The organism is Herbaspirillum rhizosphaerae (assembly GCF_046025915.1).
Taxonomy (GTDB): Bacteria; Pseudomonadota; Gammaproteobacteria; order Burkholderiales; family Burkholderiaceae_D; genus Herbaspirillum; species Herbaspirillum rhizosphaerae_A.
The window spans coordinates 197,108-215,822 of record NZ_JAQQFR010000008.1 but is presented as its reverse complement, the minus strand read 5'-3'; the positions used below and the strand labels follow the sequence as shown (position 1 = coordinate 215,822).

Below are 18,715 nucleotides of genomic sequence, written 5' to 3'. Positions count from 1 at the left end.
GCGAGAGCACGATGAGTTATCTTGAACTGCGCCAACTGGCGCTGGGTTACGGCAAAAGCAACGCCGCCGTGGAAAAACTGGACCTGTCGGTCGAACGAGGCGAACTGATTTCGCTGCTCGGCCCAAGCGGTTGCGGCAAGACCACCACCATGCGCGCCATCGCCGGCCTGATTGATTTGCGCGCCGGCAGCATCACGCTGGACGGCCGCGACATCGGCTGCCTGCCGCCCAACAAGCGCAACATCGGCATGGTGTTCCAGTCCTATGCCCTCTTCCCGCATCTGAACGTGTTCGACAACGTCGCTTTCGGTCTGCGCCTGCGCAAGGTCGACGACAAGACGCTACGTGCGAAGGTGGAAAAAGTCATTGCCGCCGTCGGCCTTGCCGGTTTCGAAGCACGCTTGCCGGCACAGATGTCGGGCGGCCAGCAGCAGCGCGTCGCCCTGGCGCGCGCCATCGTCATCGAACCTAAACTGCTGTTGCTGGACGAACCGCTATCCAATCTCGACGCCAAGCTGCGCGTGCAGATGCGCGCAGAATTGCGCCGCATCCAGCGCGAGCTCGGCATCACCATGCTGTATGTCACCCACGATCAGGAAGAAGCACTGGCGCTGTCGGATCGCATCGTCGTGATGAACGCCGGCAAGATCGAACAAATGGATGCGCCCGAGAATCTGTTCCGCCAGCCGCGCACCCGTTTCGTCGCCAACTTCATGGGCTTTGAAAACATCTTTGACTATCGCGACGGCAATCTGCAAGGCAACGGCCAGCAGCTGCCATTCAACGTGACCGTGCCTGCCGGCACTGCCTGCATAGGCTGGCGTCCGGAGCGCGTGATCGTCGGGATCGGCACCTACATGGGTACCGTCTTGTCGCGCGGCTTTCTGGGCGACTCGGTCGAGTATTTGCTGCAAACCCCGCTGGGCGAGGTCAAAGGTTTCGCCGAAGCGCGTTTCGCGACATGGCGCGAAGGAGACACGGTCTCGTTCGATCTGCCGTCGGACAGCGCCTTGTTTTTGCCGGCCTAAGGCAAAAAAATACAGAACAAGAACACAGACGCAAAAGCACACGCAAGAAAGAATTTATCATGCAAAAAATCTGGCTGGATACTGATCCCGGCTTCGACGACTGGCTCGCGATGCTGATGCTGTCGGCCAATCTCGACGTGCAGTGGCTGGGCGTCTCCGTCGTCGCCGGCAATGCACCGCTGGCAACGACCTACGACAATGCCTTGCGCATCAAGAAGCACTATCACCTCGACGTGCCCGTCTATGCCGGCTGCGACGCGCCGCTGGCGGGTGCGCAGGAAACCGCGCAATGCATCCTCGGCGCCGAGGGCATGGCAACTACCGGCGAGCCTTTGCCGACCGTCGACATCCGCCAGTCGGAAGCAGAACAGGAAGCGCGCGAACAACGCAGCCCGCTGCCGCATGCCGTCGATGCGCTGATTGAAGCGGTACGCAAACATCCGGGCGAGCTGACGCTGATGTGCATCGCGCCGATGACCAATATCGCCACCGCCCTGCAACGCGCACCGGATATCGCTGCGCAGATCAAAGAGATCATTCTCATGGGCGGTTCAGCCGACCAGGGCAATCACACTGCGGCCGCAGAATTCAATATTTTTGCCGATCCGGAAGCAGCCGATATCGTCTTCAATGCCGGTATCCCCTTGCGCATGTTCGGCCTGAACCTGTGTCGCCAGTTGCTGGTGACTTCGGACGAAGTGCAGCAAGTACGGGCACTCGGCACGCCGCGCGCCAAATGGCTGGCGGGATACTTCGAGGCCTATCTGCGCATTCGCAGCGCAGATGGTTCGGTGCCGATGCCGATGTATGACCCGGCGGTGGCGATCTACCTGCGCCGGCCGGAGCTGTTTTCCTTCAAGCCTGCGCGCGTGGATATTGAAGTGCAAGGCCGTCTCACACGCGGCATGACGGTATGCGAATTCCGCGTGCCGCGCCGTGCTGAGGCCAATACCGAAGTCGCCATGACCGTCGACGGCCCGCGTGCCATGGAATGCATGATGCAGGAATTACTGGGCACGCTGTCGTAGCGCACATTCCAAAACAGAAAACAGCAGCAGAACAGAATGGATTCAGGTTTTATGAAAGCAGTTGATTCATACGTCATCGCCACGCCCTCCGTGATTGTCGCCATTCAGGGAGCGCAACATGCATAGTAACGATGCAACACCGCTGAGCCTGGAACAGTTCGTGCGCGCCATGCCGAAGATGGAATTGCATTGCCATCTGTTCGGTGCGGTGCGCAGGCAGACCTTCATCGACTTGTCGGAGAAATCAGGCAATCGCGTCTCGCGCGAAGAGATCGATGCCTTCTACACCCGTGGCGAAAAGCCGGTCGGCGTGCTGCGCGTATTGCGCGCGCTGGATGCGCATCTGATCCAGGGTCCGACCGACCTGCATCGCATCACCTACGAATATCTGGAAGACCTGCACAGCCACGGCGTGCTCTATACCGAATTTTTCTGGAACCCGACCGGCACGGTGCGTGTGTCCGGTATCAGCTACGCTTCGGCGCAGGCAGCGATCGTGCTGGCGATTCGCGAAGCGCAACGCGACTTCGGTGTGATCGGCCGCCTGATCCCCAGCATCGATCGCGAAGCCGATCCGATGGAAGCCGTCGCCATGGTGCGATGGATGGCTGAACATCGCCAGCCGGAAGTCATCGGCATCGGCATGGACTATCGCGAGAACGATAGACCGCCGGAATTGTTCCTGCAGGCTTATCGCGATGCACAGGCTTTCGGCTTCAGAACAACCGCGCACGCCGGCGAATTTGGCATGCCCTGGGTCAACGTGCAAACCGCGATCGAGCAACTGAAGGTTGATCGTATCGATCATGGCTACACCATCGTTGATAATCCGGCGTACATGAAAGAATGCATCGCCAAAGACATGATCTTTACCGTAGTGCCGACCAACTCCTACTACTTGCGCACACTGCCGCCGGAGCGCTGGGCGCAGGATCACCCGATTCGCGCCATGGTCAGTGCAGGCGTGCGCGTGCATCCGAACACGGATGATCCGACGCTGCATCTGGTCACGCCGACGCGGGCCTGGCTGATGATGATGGAATTCGGTTTTGGTGTTGATGACATGCGCAACTTCATGCTCAACGGCTTGGATGCAGCGTGGATCAGCGACGATCAGCGCAAGCACTGGCGCAACGAGTGGACGGCATCTTTCGATGCGCTCCGCAACAGACTCGCTATAGACTGACTGCGCAATAACAATAACGAGAGTGACATGACGACAATACAGCGGGCATAAAAAAGCCCGCTCAACATCGAACGGGCCAAGAGGGGGAGTTCCTCAGGATGTCACTACACCTACGACTACTCTGCGTTACGTGTGCCGCCCGACTAAAGTACAGCACGTTTGCTGCAGACCCGCGCAGGATGCCCCTGCCGCGACTATTAACGACAGATTCATGCCCGCGAGGACGGTGCCGGGGTCACGGGACCCCGGGCTTGTCTTACGTCAGAACAATTAGAACGAGTGGCTGATACCAGTGTAGAACGCGTTCTGGTTTTGGCCCTTGATGCCGCCGGTGCCATACTCGACTGCGAAGTCGGAGTTGGCGCCGTTGCGAACCGTACCGACGGTTGCGTACAACAGTGTGCGCTTGGACAGGCTGTAGTTGCCGCCGACGACGAACAGGTTGGCGCTGCCGACACCCGCATTGACGTTCACGTGATAGGCAGCGCCGATCAGTGTCAGAGCCGGGGTGATCTGATAGTTCGCACCGAGCCAGTAGTGATTGGCGCGATCAGGATTGCCTGCCAGCGCAGCTGGTGCACGCAGGTTTTCATAACCGGCAAACAGTTTCAGCTTGTCGATGGTCAGCGTGCCGCCCAGTGTCAGCTCTTTCGAGTTGTTGTACAGGTCGTCGAATGTGCCGTTGGTGTCGCGTTGCACATCATAGATTGCGCGCAGTTCGTAGTTCGATTGCACGTAAGCCAGGGAGATACCATCGCGGCTGCCGTTGTTGGTGTTGGTCGTGCCGGTTCCCTTGGTGAACGAACCTGCTGCTTCACCGAAGCCATGCATCACGGTTGCCGTGAAACCACCAAAGTTTGGCGTTTCATAGCTGACCATGTTGTTGGTTTGCGGCCAGTTGCGTTGCTTGACCAGCGTCGCTGTACTCAGAGCCTGTTGGCCGGTTGGATCCAGCGCCCAGATCGGATCGCTTTGCAGCGCCAGGTCTTTACCCATCTTGATCGTACCGGCAGCGCCGCTCAGACCGACGAAAGAGCGACGTGTCCACAGACCGCTACCGCCGTTGACTTGTCCATTGGAAGCGTCGAAACCGCTTTCCAGTGTAAACAATGCCTTCAGACCGCCGCCCAGATCTTCGTTGCCCTTGAAGCCGAACATGCTGGTGCCCCATTCGTTACCGTCAACACCCCATTTGCTGCCACGGGTGCCGTTGGCGCCGGCCTGGTTGCTTTGGTAGTTGATGCCGGCATCAATACGACCGTAAATAGTCACATTGGTCTGCGCCTGAGCGGCAGCGGAAGCGCATGCCAGAACGGCTGCAACAGCGAGTGGCTTCGCAATGAATGCGACTTTTGAAGCTTTTTTCATTTCATCTCCTAAATTTGCTTGTGGGACTTCCACTATTTTTCGAGCATTGCACCCGAATTCTTTTTTATGGGCATTATTTCCGTACGGCCATGTGACGGTCCGTACTTCTTTTTGCCTCTCTACATTTTATGTAGTTTTACTAAAAATTTTATTTAATTCTACACATTAGAATTTTTATTTCCATCACTTTTTTACCTCAACTACAGTATTTCATTAGATTTAATGCGAATTACAACACTCTTTTCCTATAGCGACAAATAATATGTGTACTAATGTTACAAGTAGCTTTGCTACTTAAGCTTAGTTTTAAAACTACATTTAGGCGTGTTTGAAGGTTGACAGGCGGAATGAAAGCTTGCTGTCAGGAATGGATTTGTTGAATAAATACAGCTGAGGCACGGCGACCCGAAAAAATCAGATTACCTACTCATAAGAACGTAGATGAAAAAACAAAGGGTTAGCAAAATCTGCTAACCCTCTTTCCAGCTGATGCTGCAATGACAACAAAGCTGCCATCAAGAAATACTCAGCAGACGCGTTTCAGCGCACCGGCGCAAACAGCTTGCCAAAATCAATTTCCACGGCCTGCGTCGGCTCTGCCAGCAAACCCAGCGCATATTCGCCGAGATGGTGTTCCATCAGGCGCGCCGCCAATGCCGGCTCACCCTTCTCGATCGCATCCAGAATGCCGATATGCTCATCAGCCGAGCAGCTATTGCGCTTGGGCGTCTCATAGAGACCGATCAGCAATGAAGTACGCGCGATCAGTGTACGGAGATAGCCACTGACGATATCGTTCTGATTGACTTCAGCCAGCTTGATATGGAATTCGCCGGAAAGCCGGATCCAGTCTCGCCAGTTGCCGTCTTCGCGCAAGGCATGCTCTTTCTTGATCATCTCGCGCAGCTCGGCAAATGCCTTGTTCTTATTACCCGGCTTTGCGGCCAGTCCTTTGACGGAGCCGACCTCCAGGATTACGCGCGCCTCGAACACCTCGCGCGCCTCGCCGATGTCATGCAAGGCAATGATGGCGCCGCGGTTGGGTTGCAGCTCAATGACGCGCTCATGCGCCAGCTTGACGAACACGCGCCGCAAAGTCCCGCGCGTCACGCCAAAGGCTTCGCACAATGGCGCCTCGACCAGGCGCGTACCGGGAGGAAGCTTGTGATCAAGGATCGCGTCGATGATCGCCATATATATACGGGCGTCGACGGCGTCGTTACTCAAGTCCCTGTTCAAGTCTTTATTCAAGTCCTTGCTCAGCTCCTTTCCCTTCTCCGCTCTGATTTCACTCATCTCGGCTCCGGCCAGGCGATGGAGAGATAACCCATTGTGCTCAATCGACGCATAAATCGTAGAAAATATTTGTACATATGTTCACAGTATAAGTGCTTCGCCCCGGGCCTGCACGAGACAAGCGCACTCCGGAAACAGCCTCGTATCGCGCCGCCGCCGGACATCAAAAACACAGTACCAATAGCATCTAAACGCACCTCCGCCGTCCGCACCAAAAACTGAATGCAGCTCTCAAATTGTGCACAATCTCGATAAGAAGGTGCACAAACATGCTCCTTGTCAGCCTTCCGACAGGATTTGCTCGCCATACTCCCGCGCATGACGTCCCACAGCCGACTCCGGGACAGTCGCTGAAAGCCTTGATACAAGGCCATTTTTACCACTTCAATCTCATTATCAGTTCGCTCTGGCACGCTTTTCGCTTATTCAAAATTCCAAGATTGTGCACAATCCTAATTGAAATTGTATTCATCTGAACAAGACTTGCTGATGCCAGGAAGTTCGCATCAGCCGGCACGGCAGACAGCAGTGCGTAATACATGTACCTCAGCAATCCTCGTGACAACGCGTGAAAAGCTGGTCCGGCAGGGAATCGGGGTCGGGCCGATATGGCAAACCTATTGAAAACATCAATCAAGACAAGAAGGAAAACATGAGCACTTTCATCAAATTCGGGGCAGCAGCCATCCTTACACTGGGCGCAAGCGGCGTCGCCTGTGCACAATCGAGCGTCACTATTTCCGGCGTGATCGACACCGGCTTCGGCTACACCACTAACGTCGGCAACGGTTCGCAAAACAAGGTCGGTGCGCTCAACAGCATTCTGGGCGTATCCAACGTGGGCTTCCGCGGCAAGGAAGATCTCGGCGGCGGTCTCAATGCGGTGTTCAACCTGCAGGCCGGCTTCAATCCGACCAACGGCTCGCAATCGTCCAGCGGCCAGCTGTTCTCGCGCAATTCGCTGGTCGGTCTGGAAAGCTCGTCCGGCGCACTGACCGTCGGCAAGCAATGGAACTTCAACGATGACTGGCTGGTGGGCAGCGTGTTCAAGGGTGGCTACAACTCCGGTGCGATCTTCAAGTTTTCTGAATTTGATGCGGTCAGCGAAATCTATAACAACACCATCAAATACGTCTCACCGGAAGTCGGTGGCTTTCAGGGCGGCGTGATGTACGGCTTCGGCGAAGCGGCCGGCAGCCTGCGCACCGGGCAGGTCTACAACATCGCTGCGAAGTATGCGCAAGGCCCGTTCTTCGTTGGTATCACTTTTGATCGCGAACAGGACGCTACCGTCGGCCTCACCAACACCGGTAACGTGTTGAAGCTGACCACACTCGGCGCCAGCTACACCATCAACGCACTGAAATTGCGTCTTGGCGCCGCTCGCAGCGACATCTCCGGCCCCGGCTCGTTCCAGTCGATTCCTTCGCTGCCGACCGCACGCAAAGCCTATGCAGTGGAAGCCGGCGTCGACTACACCTTCACGCCTGCCTTCACCGGTTCGGCTGATGTGATCTATCGCAAGAACACCACGCTTTCCAACAACACCAAGGTCTATCGCCTGCTGGGCATTTACAGCTTGTCCAAACGCACCAGCCTGATCGCCAACCTGGCCTACCTGAGCAACGGCGACGGCGCCACCGAATCGCTGATCAACACCAACTCGACAGCCATCGGCGGCGGTTACGCCAATCAGCATCAGACCGCGTTGGCGCTTGGTATCCGCCACACGTTCTGATCAAAAGCTATTGCACATGCAGATAGGAAGCGACGCGGCGTAATCCTTGCTTGATTCCTTATCTGAGAATTTTTGAATCGACTTTTCTGTTTTCCATTTTTCAAACGGGAGTAATGATGAACAAACGCATGTCCTTGAAAACCTTGGCCGCATTGACGCTGGCCATGTTCGCCGCGGTACCGGTGGCGCACGCCGCCGACAACGTTCTGAAGATCGGCGTCAACGGCGTCATGTCCGGCGCTGCCGCATCGTGGGGCCTGGTCAACAAATACTGCGCAGAGACCACTGCCGAAATGTATAACGCCAAAGGCGGCGTCGATATCGGCGGCAAGAAGTACAAGATCGAAATCGTCGCACTCGACGACAAGAATGATCCGAAGATCTCCATCTCCAACGCCGAGAAACTCGCCAGCGACGGTGTCAAGTACATCATCGGACCGAACATCGACACCACCGCCATCGCCGTCAAGCCGGTGATGGAACGCGCCAAGGCGATGAACTTCCCGTACGCCTTCTCCAAGGAGCTGTACACCGCGCCGGCCAACGCTTCGGTGCTCGGTATGGTGGCGTCGTATCAGGTCGGTCCGGTGGTCTACAAATACCTGATGGACAAGAAAGGCGTGAAGAGCATTTCCTTCGTCGCACGTAACGAGTCCGACGCCAAGAACCAGCAGGAAGAAGGCGTGGCCGCAGCCAAGAGCCTGGGCCTGAAGGTCTTGGCTGACAAGGAAAGCTATGAGCCGGGCACCACCGACTTCATGCCGATCATGTCCAAGCTGGTACGCGCCAAACCTGACGCCATCGTGCTGTCGGGCGTAGCGCCGTCGGATGCGCCGCTGCTGATCAAGGCCGCACGCGACCTCGGCTTCAAGGGCCAGCTGTCGACTGAAACAGGACAAGACGCCAAGATCCTGGAACAAGTCGCCGGTGAAAAAGCGGCAGGCTTCCTTTCCGTCGGCGGTGCATCGACACCGGCGATCCAATCCGACTACATGAAGCAATTCGTCGAGGTCTACAAGAAGCGCGTCGGCGAGTGGAATGACGAAGCCGGCACCAAGGCTTACGCGCTGGAACTGATCCTGGCCGTGCTGCAAAAGAACCCGAAGGCATTGACCGACGTCGAGCAATTCCGCAAGGAGATGCCGTCGTTCAAGATGACCAATCCTTTCGTGAAGGACAAGACCACACTGCAATTCGTCGGCAAGAAAGATTTCGGCCGTCAATCGCAGGTTGGCGTACCGCTGGTGGTCAACGCCTATAAGGGCGGCGGCTTCGAAGCGGTCTACGTCGGCCAGGTCGCGAATTAAGGAACTAGGCATGCAGTCGTAACGCGCGTTGTTGTGCCCCGCCACACGTTGTCCCGCGTGCGGCGGGTGTAGTAGAAGCAAAGCAGTAGGTAGTAAAAGTAATAAGTAACAACAACCTGTTCAGGGTCTTGCAACGAGACCATGAGCAGGTTGGCTGTAAAAATAGTCTGCTTCACCCATTGCCCGCACCGGCCTCCCTTCTGGTGTGGGCAATACCCTGACATTGATGCAATAACAGAGGATTCATCAACCGACATGCTGCAAATTCTCATCAACGGACTCATCCTCGGCTCGGCCTATGCGCTCATTGCGCTGGGACTGACCATGGTCTTCAGCATCATGCGCGTGGTCAATTTCGCCCACGGCCAGATGTATATGCTGGGCGGCTTTGTCATGTACTACCTGTACGGACAATTCGGCTTCCCGTTCTGGCTGGCGTTGCTGCTGGCGGGCGCGACGCTGGGCGTGATCGGCATGGCGTTCAACCGCTTCCTGTTCCAACCCGTACTGGCAACTTCCAAGCGTGAAGAAAGCAGCATGCTCATGGCAGTCGGCACCGCGCTGCTGTTGGAAAACGTTGCGCTCTCGCTGTTCGGCGAAAAGCAGCGCGGCGTGCCGACGCTGATCGACGGCGTGCTGATTCTCAACGATGGCGATGCGTATCTGCCCTATTCGAATCTCGCGGTCGCCTTGATTTCGATCGGCTTCATCGTCGCGCTGCTGCTATTCGTGCAATACACCAAACCCGGCCGCGCCCTGCGCGCCGTGGCACAAGACAAGGAAGCGGCGCTGCTGCAAGGCGTCAACGTCAAGTTCATCACCACGCTGGGCTTCGCCATCGGCGCGGCGCTCGCCGGTATCGCCGGCGGCTTGCTGGTGACGCTGTATGGCGTCAATGCGGGTGTCGGCACCAACATCTCGACCAAGGCCTTCATCATGATCATGATCGGTGGCGCCGGTGTGACCTCGGGTGCGATCGTCGGCGGCTTCGTGCTCGGCATGGCTGAAGCGATCGGCTACGACCTGCTGCCGAGCAGCATGACTTACCTGCTGATCTTTGTGGCCATGATCGTGTTCCTGATCTTCAAACCGAACGGCCTGTTCGGCAAACCCTGGGGCTGATCATGACTGCACCTCTCAATTCGCCGCTCACTTCTTTGCTTTCACGAGGCTCCATGAAACTCGACCAACGCCGCGACTTCTCGGTGATCCTGCTGATACTCGGCGTACTGGTCGTTCTGCCGCTCGGCATCGGCCACTCGCGCTATCTGATGTCGGTGCTGATGAATTGCGCCGGTGTAGCCGTCATTGCCAGCGGCGTGTGGCTGACCTTTTGCATCGGCCGCATCAATATCTGCCAGGCAGGTTTTGCACTGATCGGTGGTTATGTCACGGCCATCCTGATCGCCAAGGCCGGACACAGTTTCTGGATCGCGCTGCCGCTGTCCTGCCTGGCGTCGGCCCTGTGCGGCGCGCTGATCGGCAGCATGATTCTCAAGCTCAAGGGCATCTATTTCTCGATGCTGACGATCTGTCTGACGGAAGCAATTCGCCTGGCCTTCCTCAACGGCGGCAATCTGACGCAAGGCTCCAAAGGCATCACGGGCTTACCGCAACCGTTCTCGGGCGACTCTGCGTTGCCGCTGTACTACCTCGGCATTGCCCTTCTGGCGATTGCGCTCGGCGTGGTGTGGCGCGTGCATTATTCGCGTCTGGGCGGCATCTTCCGCGCCATGCGGCTGAACGAAGATCTGGCGGAGAGCTTCGGCGTCAATGTCTGGCGCTATCGCATCATGGCCTTCTCCATCGCCTGTGCGCTGGGTGGGCTGGGCGGCAGCTATTTTTCCGTGTTCACGCAGAGCGTGTATCCGCAAAGCTTCACGGTCGAACACAGCATTTACTACATGCTGTTCTGCTTCCTCGGCGGACTGGAATATGTCAGCGGCGCGATGATCGGTGCGTTTGCGCTGACCATCCTGTTTGAACTCTTGCAGGACTTCCAGCAATATCAATCGCTGATCTACGGCGTGCTGATGATCGTGGTCATGCTGACGCTGCCGAATGGATTGATGGCGCTGCGCGGCTTCTCGTTCTCGCTGCCGTTCCGCAAAGGAGAAGCGAAATGAGTGCATCCATGAATCCGGTCAGCCCTTCGGTGACCCCGCCTCCGGACAAACGCGTCATCCTCGAAGCCAGCGGTCTGAGCAAACGCTTCGGTGGCCTGCTGGCCAACGACGATGTCTCGCTCTCGCTCGGTACCGAAACCGGCAAGGTCACCTCCGTGATTGGGCCCAACGGTGCGGGCAAGAGCACTTTCTTCAAAATGCTGGCGGGTTTCTGCACGCCGACCACCGGCAAAGTACGCCTGTTCGGCGAAGACATCACCGGACTGAATCCGCACAAGATCTCCGCCCGTGGACTGGTGCGCACCTTCCAGGAAACCACCATCTTCCCCGAGTTGACCGCACTGGAACACGTTGCACTGGCGCGCCAGCTCTCGCGCAGCGCCAATGATTTTCAGGTATTCGCCAACACGCTTTCAGCACGCCGCGACGAAGACCGCATGCGCGCCGACGCACTGGAAATTTTACGTTTCCTCGACCTCGACGGTGTCGCCAGCAGCGTCGCCAAGACACTCCCGCACGGCTATCTGCGCCTGCTCGGCATCGCCATGGGCATGGCAGCAAGCCCCAAGGTGCTGTTGCTCGACGAACCCTACGCCGGACTCAATCCCGACGAAACCGACCGCGCCGTGGAACTGACACGCAAAATCGCCGCCAGCGGTGTCTCCATCCTGCTGGTGGAGCACGATATGAAAGCCGTGATGAAAATCTCCGACCATATCCACGTACTCTATTTCGGCAAGAAAATCGCCGAAGGCACACCGGAAGAAATCCGTAACAACGAACAGGTCATTGAAGCCTATCTGGGCAAGGAAGATGAGGACATCGGTCTATGAACGCGATACTGGAATCCACCGCTACAGCCGAGCAAGCCGAGAGTGCCATCCCACATCTGCAACTGCAAAACGTTTCGCTGAACTACGGCCAGGTGCGCGCGCTGCAAGACGTCAGTCTGCGCGTCGACCAGGGCAGCGTGGTGGCGCTGATCGGCGCCAACGGCGCGGGAAAATCATCAACCTTGCGCGCCGTGACGGGCCTGTCGCCGGTATGCGGCGGCCAGGTGCTGCTCAACGGCAGCAATGTCACCGGCACCTCGGCGCACAAGCTGGTTGAACAAGGCGTGGCGATGGTGCCGGAAGGGCGCCACGTTTTTCCTTTCATGTCGATCAAGGACAACCTGTTGATGGGCGCTTATACGCGTTCCGACAAGGGCGGTATCGCGGCAGATCTGGACAAGGTGCTGACGCGTTTCCCGCGTCTGAAGGAACGTTTCAGCCAGCAGGCATCAAGCCTGTCCGGCGGCGAGCAGCAAATGGTCGCCATCGGCCGCGCATTGATGGCGCGCCCGCGGCTGTTGTTGCTGGACGAGCCGTCGCTGGGCATTGCACCGCAATTCATCCGCCTGATTGCGCGCACCATTCTGGAAATCAACAAGGACGAAGGCGTCACCATCATGCTGGTCGAACAGAACAGCCGCATGGCGCTGATGATCTCGCGCTACGCCTACATCCTCGCCACCGGGCGCATCGAACTGGAAGGCGTTTCGCGCGAGCTGCTCGACCATCCCGACATCAAGCGCCTGTATCTGGGCGCATAACAGCACGGAATCACAGCAAACAAAGTAAGCACCGACTACCCCGTACAGCATCAACCGCCAAGAACAATCGAGACAACGTGAAAATCAACATCGTCAATCCCAACACCACCGCCAGCATGACGGCCAAGATCGGCGAGTGTGCCCGCCAGGTCGCAGCACCGGGCACCGAGATCTGGGCCTGCAACCCCACCACCGGCCCCGTCTCGATCGAAGGTCATTACGACGAAGCCATGTGCGTACCCGGCCTGCTTGCCGAAATCCGCCGCGCCGAAGCAGCCGGCGCAGACGCCCATATCATCGCCTGCTTCGGCGACCCCGGCCTCGAAGCAGCACGTGAGATCGCCAGCGGTCCGGTGTTTGGCATCGCCGAAGCCGCCATGCACGCCGCCAGTTTCGTCGGCAAGCATTTCAGCATCGTTACTACACTCGGAAGAACCTGCGGCATCGCAGCCCATCTTGCAGAACGCTACGGTATGCAACGCTTTTGCCGCAACATCCGCGCCTGTGAAATCGCCGTACTGGATCTCGACAATCCCGCCTCCGACGCCTACGCCGCGATCATGCAGGAATGCCGCCTCGCGCTGGAGCAGGATGACGTCGACTGTATCGTCCTGGGATGTGCCGGCATGGCCGATCTGTGTCAGGCCATCAGCAAGGAGCTGGGCGTACCAGTGATTGACGGCGTCAGCGCCGCCGTGACGTTTGCTGAAGGCCTGGTACGACTTGGTCTGCAAACCAGCAAACGCGGCGAATGGAATTATCCGCTGGCGAAGCAGTACCTATGACATCGACCCGGTACTTAGAAGTCAAAAACCGGGAGTAAGGAATCAGGAGGCAGCCGCAGGCGTTGTTGCCGGTATCGGTGCCGGCGTTGTTGCCGGCGCAGAACTCAGCTTCACCTGATTGCGGCCGCTGCCTTTGGCTTCATACAAGGCACCGTCAGCCGCATTGAGCACGGCTTCAATGCTTGCATGCGCATTACGGTCATAGGTCGCCACGCCAATGCTTGCCGTGACGTGGCCGAACTGGCTGCGGGAATGAGGAATTTTCAGTATTTCAATGGCATTCCTGATTTTCTCACCGACCAGCATTGCACCTGGCGCTTCGGTTTCCGCCAGCACGACGACAAACTCTTCGCCGCCATACCGTGCCGCGACGTCCGAACTGCGAGGCAAGGCGTCCGTGATCGCCTGTGCGACAGCAGCAAGGACGTCATCGCCTTTCTGATGTCCGTAGGTATCGTTATAGAGTTTGAAATTATCAACGTCGATAAACAAGATGGAAAAAGCGACGTTACCCCGTTGCGACACGCTCCATAAGTCCTCCAACAAATCATCCAGTGTGCGGCGGTTGATCAGCTTTGTCAGCCCGTCGACGCGGGCCAGCTGATTTAGTTTTTCTTCGGCTTCAACACGTTTTCTGAGTTCTTTGCGCAGCACCCAGAACAAGACCAGGAACACCAGACCGCCCAGCGACATCATGACCATGGTGCCGTACACATCATCCCACCAATCTTTGTAGATGTCCTTCTCGGAGCGCCCGACCATCACAACCAGCCGCGTTCCTGGGACGCTCTTGAATGAAAACAAGCGTTCGACACCATCTGTGGAAGAACGGATAAAGAAATTGCCGCTGTCCCGCTGAATCGCGTCGCGGACCTGTAAAAAATTGGGACTCTTGCTCATATCGCGACCGACCATGGCCGTTGAAGAGGGAACGCGCATATAAATGATGCCATCCCGCGAATAGAGCGAGATGACACCATCTTCGCCCAGCGCAATGCCACTGAACAACTCACGAAAGTAATCCAGATCCAGCGCCATAGCGACGATGCCTGCAAAGCTGCCATCAATATTGGACAAGCGTTTGGACAGAACGACGGCTTGCAGGTCGTTGTCGAATTTGGCGACAAGTGGTGCCGATATGTACAAACCGACGTCAAAACGATCGCGCTGGATCTTGAAATATGAACGATCGGCATAGGTCTTGCTGGGCACTCCCGGTAAGGAAGTCGCCACTACCTCGCCTGCGGCGTCAATGATCGCGGTGAAAACCATATGCTTCGCCTCCAGCCCGCTGCCGAACAGGTAGGAATGTTTCTGACTATTGGTGAGATCTTTGAACATGGTGTTCTGATATCGATGCGCCAATGCATCCATGGACAGGGACACGATTTCAATATTTCTGACGATATCGCGCTGTGCGACCAGCGCGACATTCTGTGAATTTTCGATGGCGTTTTGACGTGCTTCTTCATGACTTTTATAGATCAGCCAGAAGCACAAGCCGCATATCAACGCGACCAACAGAGATCCATTGATGATCAGGATTTTGTATAAGCGATTGATTTTGTCATCCTATCTGCGCGACATGCGGCAACAAACAAGCACAAACATCTAAAGGCAACATCAACGAGGAACTAAGCAGCGGTGAATCTTGATGGTCGTACTGAATACTGCTGAGCCGCGATGGCTCATCCAGGATCGAGAAAAAACAAATGAGATCAAGCAGAGTCATAGGGCGGATCCGCGCAAATTACGGATACCCGTCGCTTTAATTAACGCACAAAAGCAGATTTTTAAATAGTTATCTCTAAAGCAATGTGAGTGAAAGACAACAGGTTGCGCGCTTGCGACACACGTCAATCTTTTCCTACACGGCAAGATAGGCGCGCCGCGCGTCGTCGTCAGCAGCCAATTGCGCCATTGTGCCCTGGTAACGGATGTGGCCGTTTTCGAGCACGTAAGCACGATCACTCACCAGTCCGGCGAAATGCAGGTTTTGTTCCGACAACAGAATGGACATGCCTTCTCGCTTGAGTTTCAGAATGGTCTCGGCCATCTGCTCGACGATCACCGGCGCCACGCCTTCGGATGGTTCGTCCAGCAACACCAGATAGGGATTACCCATCAACGTGCGCGCAACGGTCAACATCTGCTGCTCGCCGCCGCTCATCTGTCCACCGGGACGCTGCTGCATTTCACCAAGGTTCGGGAACAGGTCGAAGAGTTTTTGCGGCGTCCAGGCAAAGGCCTCGGGGCGCGGCTGCTGGCGACCCACCTCCAGATTTTCCAACACGGTCAGGTCGGTGAATACGCGCCGATCCTCCGGCACGTAACCCATACCCATGCGGGCGATCTGATGCGGCCGTGCACGGCTCACATCTTTACCAAGAAAAGTCACCTTGCCCTGAATCTGATCCAGCATGCCCATGATCGCCTTCATCGTGGTCGATTTGCCGGCGCCATTGCGTCCCATCAGCGCCACCACTTCACCACGCCGCACTTCGAGGCCGACATCAAACAAGATATGGGCACGATCGTACCAGGCGTTAAGGCCTTCAACCCTGAGTAGCACATCGCTCATATCGACTTCCCTGCATGCGATATATCTTGTTTTTCGAAAGTCTTGCCGGAGCCGAAATACACCTCCTGCACCTTGGGATGATTGCGAATCACATCACCATCACCTTCGGCAATCAGCTGTCCGCGTGCCAACACGATCATGCGATCAGCGAAGGTGAATACGACGTCCATACTGTGTTCCGTAAACAGCACCGAGAGATTGCGTTCGACCACCAGTTTTTTGGTCAACGCCATCAGTGCATTGCGTTCCTGCGGCGCCATGCCGGCGGTAGGCTCGTCCATCAGCAGCAAGCGCGGCCGGTTGGCCAGCGCCACCGCCAGCTCGACGCGCTTGATGTCGCCGTATGCCAGCACGCCGCACGCCCGTTCCGCCTGCGCTGCCATACCGACCTGTTCCAACAGCACCATCGCCTCATCGCGGTATAGAGATGCTGCTGGACTCCATAGCTGAAACAATTTTCGCTCGCGCGAGATTAACGCCATCTGCACATTTTCCAACGCCGTCATCGACGCAAAAGTGGCAGAGATCTGAAACGTCCGTCCCACGCCAAGACGCCAGATATCGCGCGGTTTCATGCCATCGATTCTGCGGCCATCGAACAGCACTGATCCGGCATCGGGCCGATATTGTCCATTGAGGATATTGAAACAGGTCGATTTGCCCGCGCCATTGGGGCCGAGCAACGCCAGCAATTGCCCCGCAGGCAGATCGAAAGACACATCGTCGACCGCTTTGACGCCGCCGAAGGATTTACTGATGTTGCGCACTTGGAGGAGACTCATGCTGTATCTCCTTCGCGCCGGCTTTCGACGACGCGTTCAAAGAATCCGGCGATCCCTGTCGGGAACAACAACACCAGCGCCAGCATGACGACACCCAGCAAAGCACGCCAATAATCGGTCTCGCGCGCGATCACGTCCTGCAGCCAGGTAAATACCGCAGCGCCGACCACCGGTCCCAGCAAGGTTTGCAAACCGCCTAGCATGACCATCACCAGGCCATCGACCGAGCGGCCGATGCTGATCGCTTCCGGCGAGATGCTGCCCTTTGAAAATGCAAACAGCACACCCGCCATGCCACAGAACAAACCCGCAACAGCAAAAGCTATCCACTGCACGCGCTTGACGTCGATGCCGATCGCTTCAGCACGCAAAGGAGAATCCCGGCCTGCGCGCATGGCATAACCAAAAGGAGAAAACAGCACCCGCCGCAACAGCAGCACGCCGGCAACACTGAACGTCAGCGCCAAATAGTAGAACGCCGTCGGCGACGCCGCCCAGTCCGACGGCCAGATACCGATCAAGCCATTGCTGCCGCCGGTAACGTCATCCCACTGGAAGATGATGGCCCAGACGATCTGTGCGAACGCCAGCGTCAGCATGGCCAGATATACGCCCGACAAGCGCACGCAGAACCAGCCGAACAGCAAAGCACCCGCGGCAGCCACCAGCGGCCCGGCTACCAGCGCGACTTCCATCGGGAGATGCAAACCGGTCAAGACCAGCGCAGCGGCATAAGCGCCCAGTCCGAAGTAAGCCGCATGGCCGAAGGAATGCATGCCACCCGGCCCCATGATGAAATGCAGGCTGGCGGCGAAGAGGACGGCAATAAGAATTTCCACCAGCAACACGGTGAGATAGGGAAAGCTGCCCGACATTAACGGTGCGGCCAGCAGCAGCAACATGGAGCCAAACGCCAGCTTGCGCTGCAGAGGTCCGGCCGGACGCAACGGTGCTTCCGATGCGCCACCGCTACGGCTGACGGCCTGTGGCTTGCCCAGCAAACCCCATGGACGCACCACCAGGATCACGGCCATCACCAGAAATTCCACCACCAGTGTCAGCTTGGACAGCGAGATATCGATGCCACCGATGGATACCTGACCCAGCGCCACGCACAGCGCCTTAATCTCGGCGATCAGCAAGGCGGCCAGGAAGGCACCGCTGATGGATCCCATACCGCCGACCACCACAACGACGAAGGCATTGCCGATGGTTTCCAGATCGAGCGCCAGATTGGCGGGCATGCGCGGCCCCTGCAAAGCACCGCCCAGACCGGCAAGAAAGCAGCCGAGCGCGAACACACCGGTAAACAGCCAGGATTGATTGATGCCAAGCGCGCCGGCCATTTCACGGTCTTGCGTAGCCGCGCGGATCAGTGTTCCCCAGCGCGTGCGATTAAGCAGCAGCCACAACAGAGCAAGCACCACAGGACCGATCACGATCAAAACGAGATCATATTGCGGCAAGCGGCGTCCCAGTAATTCGACCGAGCCGGCCAAACCGGGTGCGCGCGGCCCAAACAGATCTTCTGGCCCCCAAAGATACAAGGCGGCATCCTTGAGCACCAGCACCAGTGCAAAAGTCGCCAGCAGTTGAAACAGTTCGGGGGCGCGATAGATGCGGCGCAGGATGACGATCTCGACCGCTGCGCCGAGCAAGGCCACGGCGCAAGCCGACAACAACACGGCACTCCAGAAACCGAAACCACTGGCGCCAATCAGACTGACCAGGGTATAGGCAACAAAAATGCCCAGCATATAAAACGAACCGTGGGCGAAGTTGACGATGCGTGTCACGCCAAAAATCAGCGACAGGCCTGCCGCCACCAGAAACATGGCGGAAGCATCGGCCAGACCGTTGATCAACTGTATTATCAGACTTGAGAGCGTCATTCCC

At 57.2% G+C, this 18,715-nt stretch carries 16 protein-coding genes; 10 read left to right on the top strand and 6 right to left on the bottom strand.

Features of this window, described 5'->3' with window-relative positions; all coding sequences use genetic code 11:
* Nucleotides 1-11: 11 nt before the first annotated feature.
* The 3 genes from PQR63_RS14075 (at nucleotide 12) to PQR63_RS14065 (ending at nucleotide 3,242) form a co-directional block, all read left to right on the top strand.
* On the top strand, nucleotides 12-1,028 hold the full coding sequence (locus PQR63_RS14075; protein WP_408168534.1) for an ABC transporter ATP-binding protein: 1,017 nt from the start codon (nucleotides 12-14) through the stop codon (nucleotides 1,026-1,028).
* A gap of 59 nt (nucleotides 1,029-1,087) precedes the next feature.
* A complete protein-coding gene (locus PQR63_RS14070) occupies nucleotides 1,088-2,056 on the top strand; it encodes a nucleoside hydrolase (RefSeq protein WP_408168533.1) in 969 nt (322 codons plus the stop codon).
* A 118-nt stretch (nucleotides 2,057-2,174) separates the two neighbouring features.
* Nucleotides 2,175-3,242: an adenosine deaminase family protein gene (locus PQR63_RS14065; protein ID WP_408168532.1), complete on the top strand. Its 1,068-nt coding sequence runs from the start codon at nucleotides 2,175-2,177 to the stop codon at nucleotides 3,240-3,242.
* A 270-nt stretch (nucleotides 3,243-3,512) separates the two neighbouring features.
* Here PQR63_RS14065 and PQR63_RS14060 read toward each other — a convergent pair whose 3' ends face one another.
* Both PQR63_RS14060 and PQR63_RS14055 read right to left on the bottom strand, forming a co-directional pair.
* On the bottom strand, nucleotides 3,513-4,610 hold the full coding sequence (locus PQR63_RS14060; protein ID WP_408168530.1) for a porin: 1,098 nt from the start codon (nucleotides 4,608-4,610) through the stop codon (nucleotides 3,513-3,515).
* 540 nt (nucleotides 4,611-5,150) lie between these two features.
* Complete coding sequence (locus PQR63_RS14055; RefSeq protein ID WP_408168528.1) at nucleotides 5,151-5,906, bottom strand: GntR family transcriptional regulator; 756 nt, start codon at nucleotides 5,904-5,906, stop codon at nucleotides 5,151-5,153.
* A gap of 652 nt (nucleotides 5,907-6,558) precedes the next feature.
* Between PQR63_RS14055 and PQR63_RS14050 the strand changes: the two genes are divergently transcribed.
* The 7 genes from PQR63_RS14050 to PQR63_RS14020 all read left to right on the top strand — a co-directional run bounded on the left by PQR63_RS14050 (nucleotide 6,559) and on the right by PQR63_RS14020 (nucleotide 13,456).
* Nucleotides 6,559-7,644: a porin gene (locus PQR63_RS14050; RefSeq protein ID WP_408168526.1), complete on the top strand. Its 1,086-nt coding sequence runs from the start codon at nucleotides 6,559-6,561 to the stop codon at nucleotides 7,642-7,644.
* Between the two features lie 128 nt (nucleotides 7,645-7,772).
* Nucleotides 7,773-8,951: an ABC transporter substrate-binding protein gene (locus PQR63_RS14045; protein WP_408168525.1), complete on the top strand. Its 1,179-nt coding sequence runs from the start codon at nucleotides 7,773-7,775 to the stop codon at nucleotides 8,949-8,951.
* Between the two features lie 255 nt (nucleotides 8,952-9,206).
* Nucleotides 9,207-10,073, top strand: coding sequence for a branched-chain amino acid ABC transporter permease (locus PQR63_RS14040; protein ID WP_408168524.1), 867 nt, complete (start codon nucleotides 9,207-9,209; stop codon nucleotides 10,071-10,073).
* A 53-nt stretch (nucleotides 10,074-10,126) separates the two neighbouring features.
* The gene (locus tag PQR63_RS14035) at nucleotides 10,127-11,077 is read left to right on the top strand and encodes a branched-chain amino acid ABC transporter permease (protein ID WP_408168522.1); all 951 of its coding nucleotides are present in this window, start codon (nucleotides 10,127-10,129) and stop codon (nucleotides 11,075-11,077) included.
* A complete protein-coding gene (locus PQR63_RS14030) occupies nucleotides 11,074-11,910 on the top strand; it encodes an ABC transporter ATP-binding protein (RefSeq protein ID WP_408168521.1) in 837 nt (278 codons plus the stop codon). Before PQR63_RS14035 ends, PQR63_RS14030 begins: the two co-directional genes overlap by 4 nt.
* A complete protein-coding gene (locus PQR63_RS14025) occupies nucleotides 11,907-12,671 on the top strand; it encodes an ABC transporter ATP-binding protein (protein WP_408168520.1) in 765 nt (254 codons plus the stop codon). The genes PQR63_RS14030 and PQR63_RS14025 overlap by 4 nt, the downstream gene beginning before the upstream one ends.
* A gap of 77 nt (nucleotides 12,672-12,748) precedes the next feature.
* Entirely contained in the window at nucleotides 12,749-13,456 is a 708-nt protein-coding gene (locus PQR63_RS14020) for an aspartate/glutamate racemase family protein (protein ID WP_408168519.1), read from the top strand.
* Nucleotides 13,457-13,498: 42 nt separating this feature from the next.
* On the opposite strand, the gene PQR63_RS14015 is transcribed toward PQR63_RS14020, so the two are convergent.
* The 4 genes from PQR63_RS14015 to PQR63_RS14000 form a co-directional block, all read right to left on the bottom strand.
* Nucleotides 13,499-14,977, bottom strand: coding sequence for a sensor domain-containing diguanylate cyclase (locus PQR63_RS14015; protein WP_408168518.1), 1,479 nt, complete (start codon nucleotides 14,975-14,977; stop codon nucleotides 13,499-13,501).
* 346 nt (nucleotides 14,978-15,323) lie between these two features.
* On the bottom strand, nucleotides 15,324-16,037 hold the full coding sequence (locus PQR63_RS14010; protein ID WP_408168516.1) for an ABC transporter ATP-binding protein: 714 nt from the start codon (nucleotides 16,035-16,037) through the stop codon (nucleotides 15,324-15,326).
* Nucleotides 16,034-16,819 carry an ABC transporter ATP-binding protein gene (locus PQR63_RS14005; RefSeq protein WP_408168514.1) on the bottom strand — a complete coding sequence of 262 codons (786 nt, stop codon included), beginning with the start codon at nucleotides 16,817-16,819 and terminating at the stop codon, nucleotides 16,034-16,036. The genes PQR63_RS14010 and PQR63_RS14005 overlap by 4 nt, the downstream gene beginning before the upstream one ends.
* On the bottom strand, nucleotides 16,816-18,711 hold the full coding sequence (locus PQR63_RS14000) for an ABC transporter permease (RefSeq protein ID WP_408168512.1): 1,896 nt from the start codon (nucleotides 18,709-18,711) through the stop codon (nucleotides 16,816-16,818). The genes PQR63_RS14005 and PQR63_RS14000 overlap by 4 nt, the downstream gene beginning before the upstream one ends.
* Nucleotides 18,712-18,715: the final 4 nt, after the last annotated feature.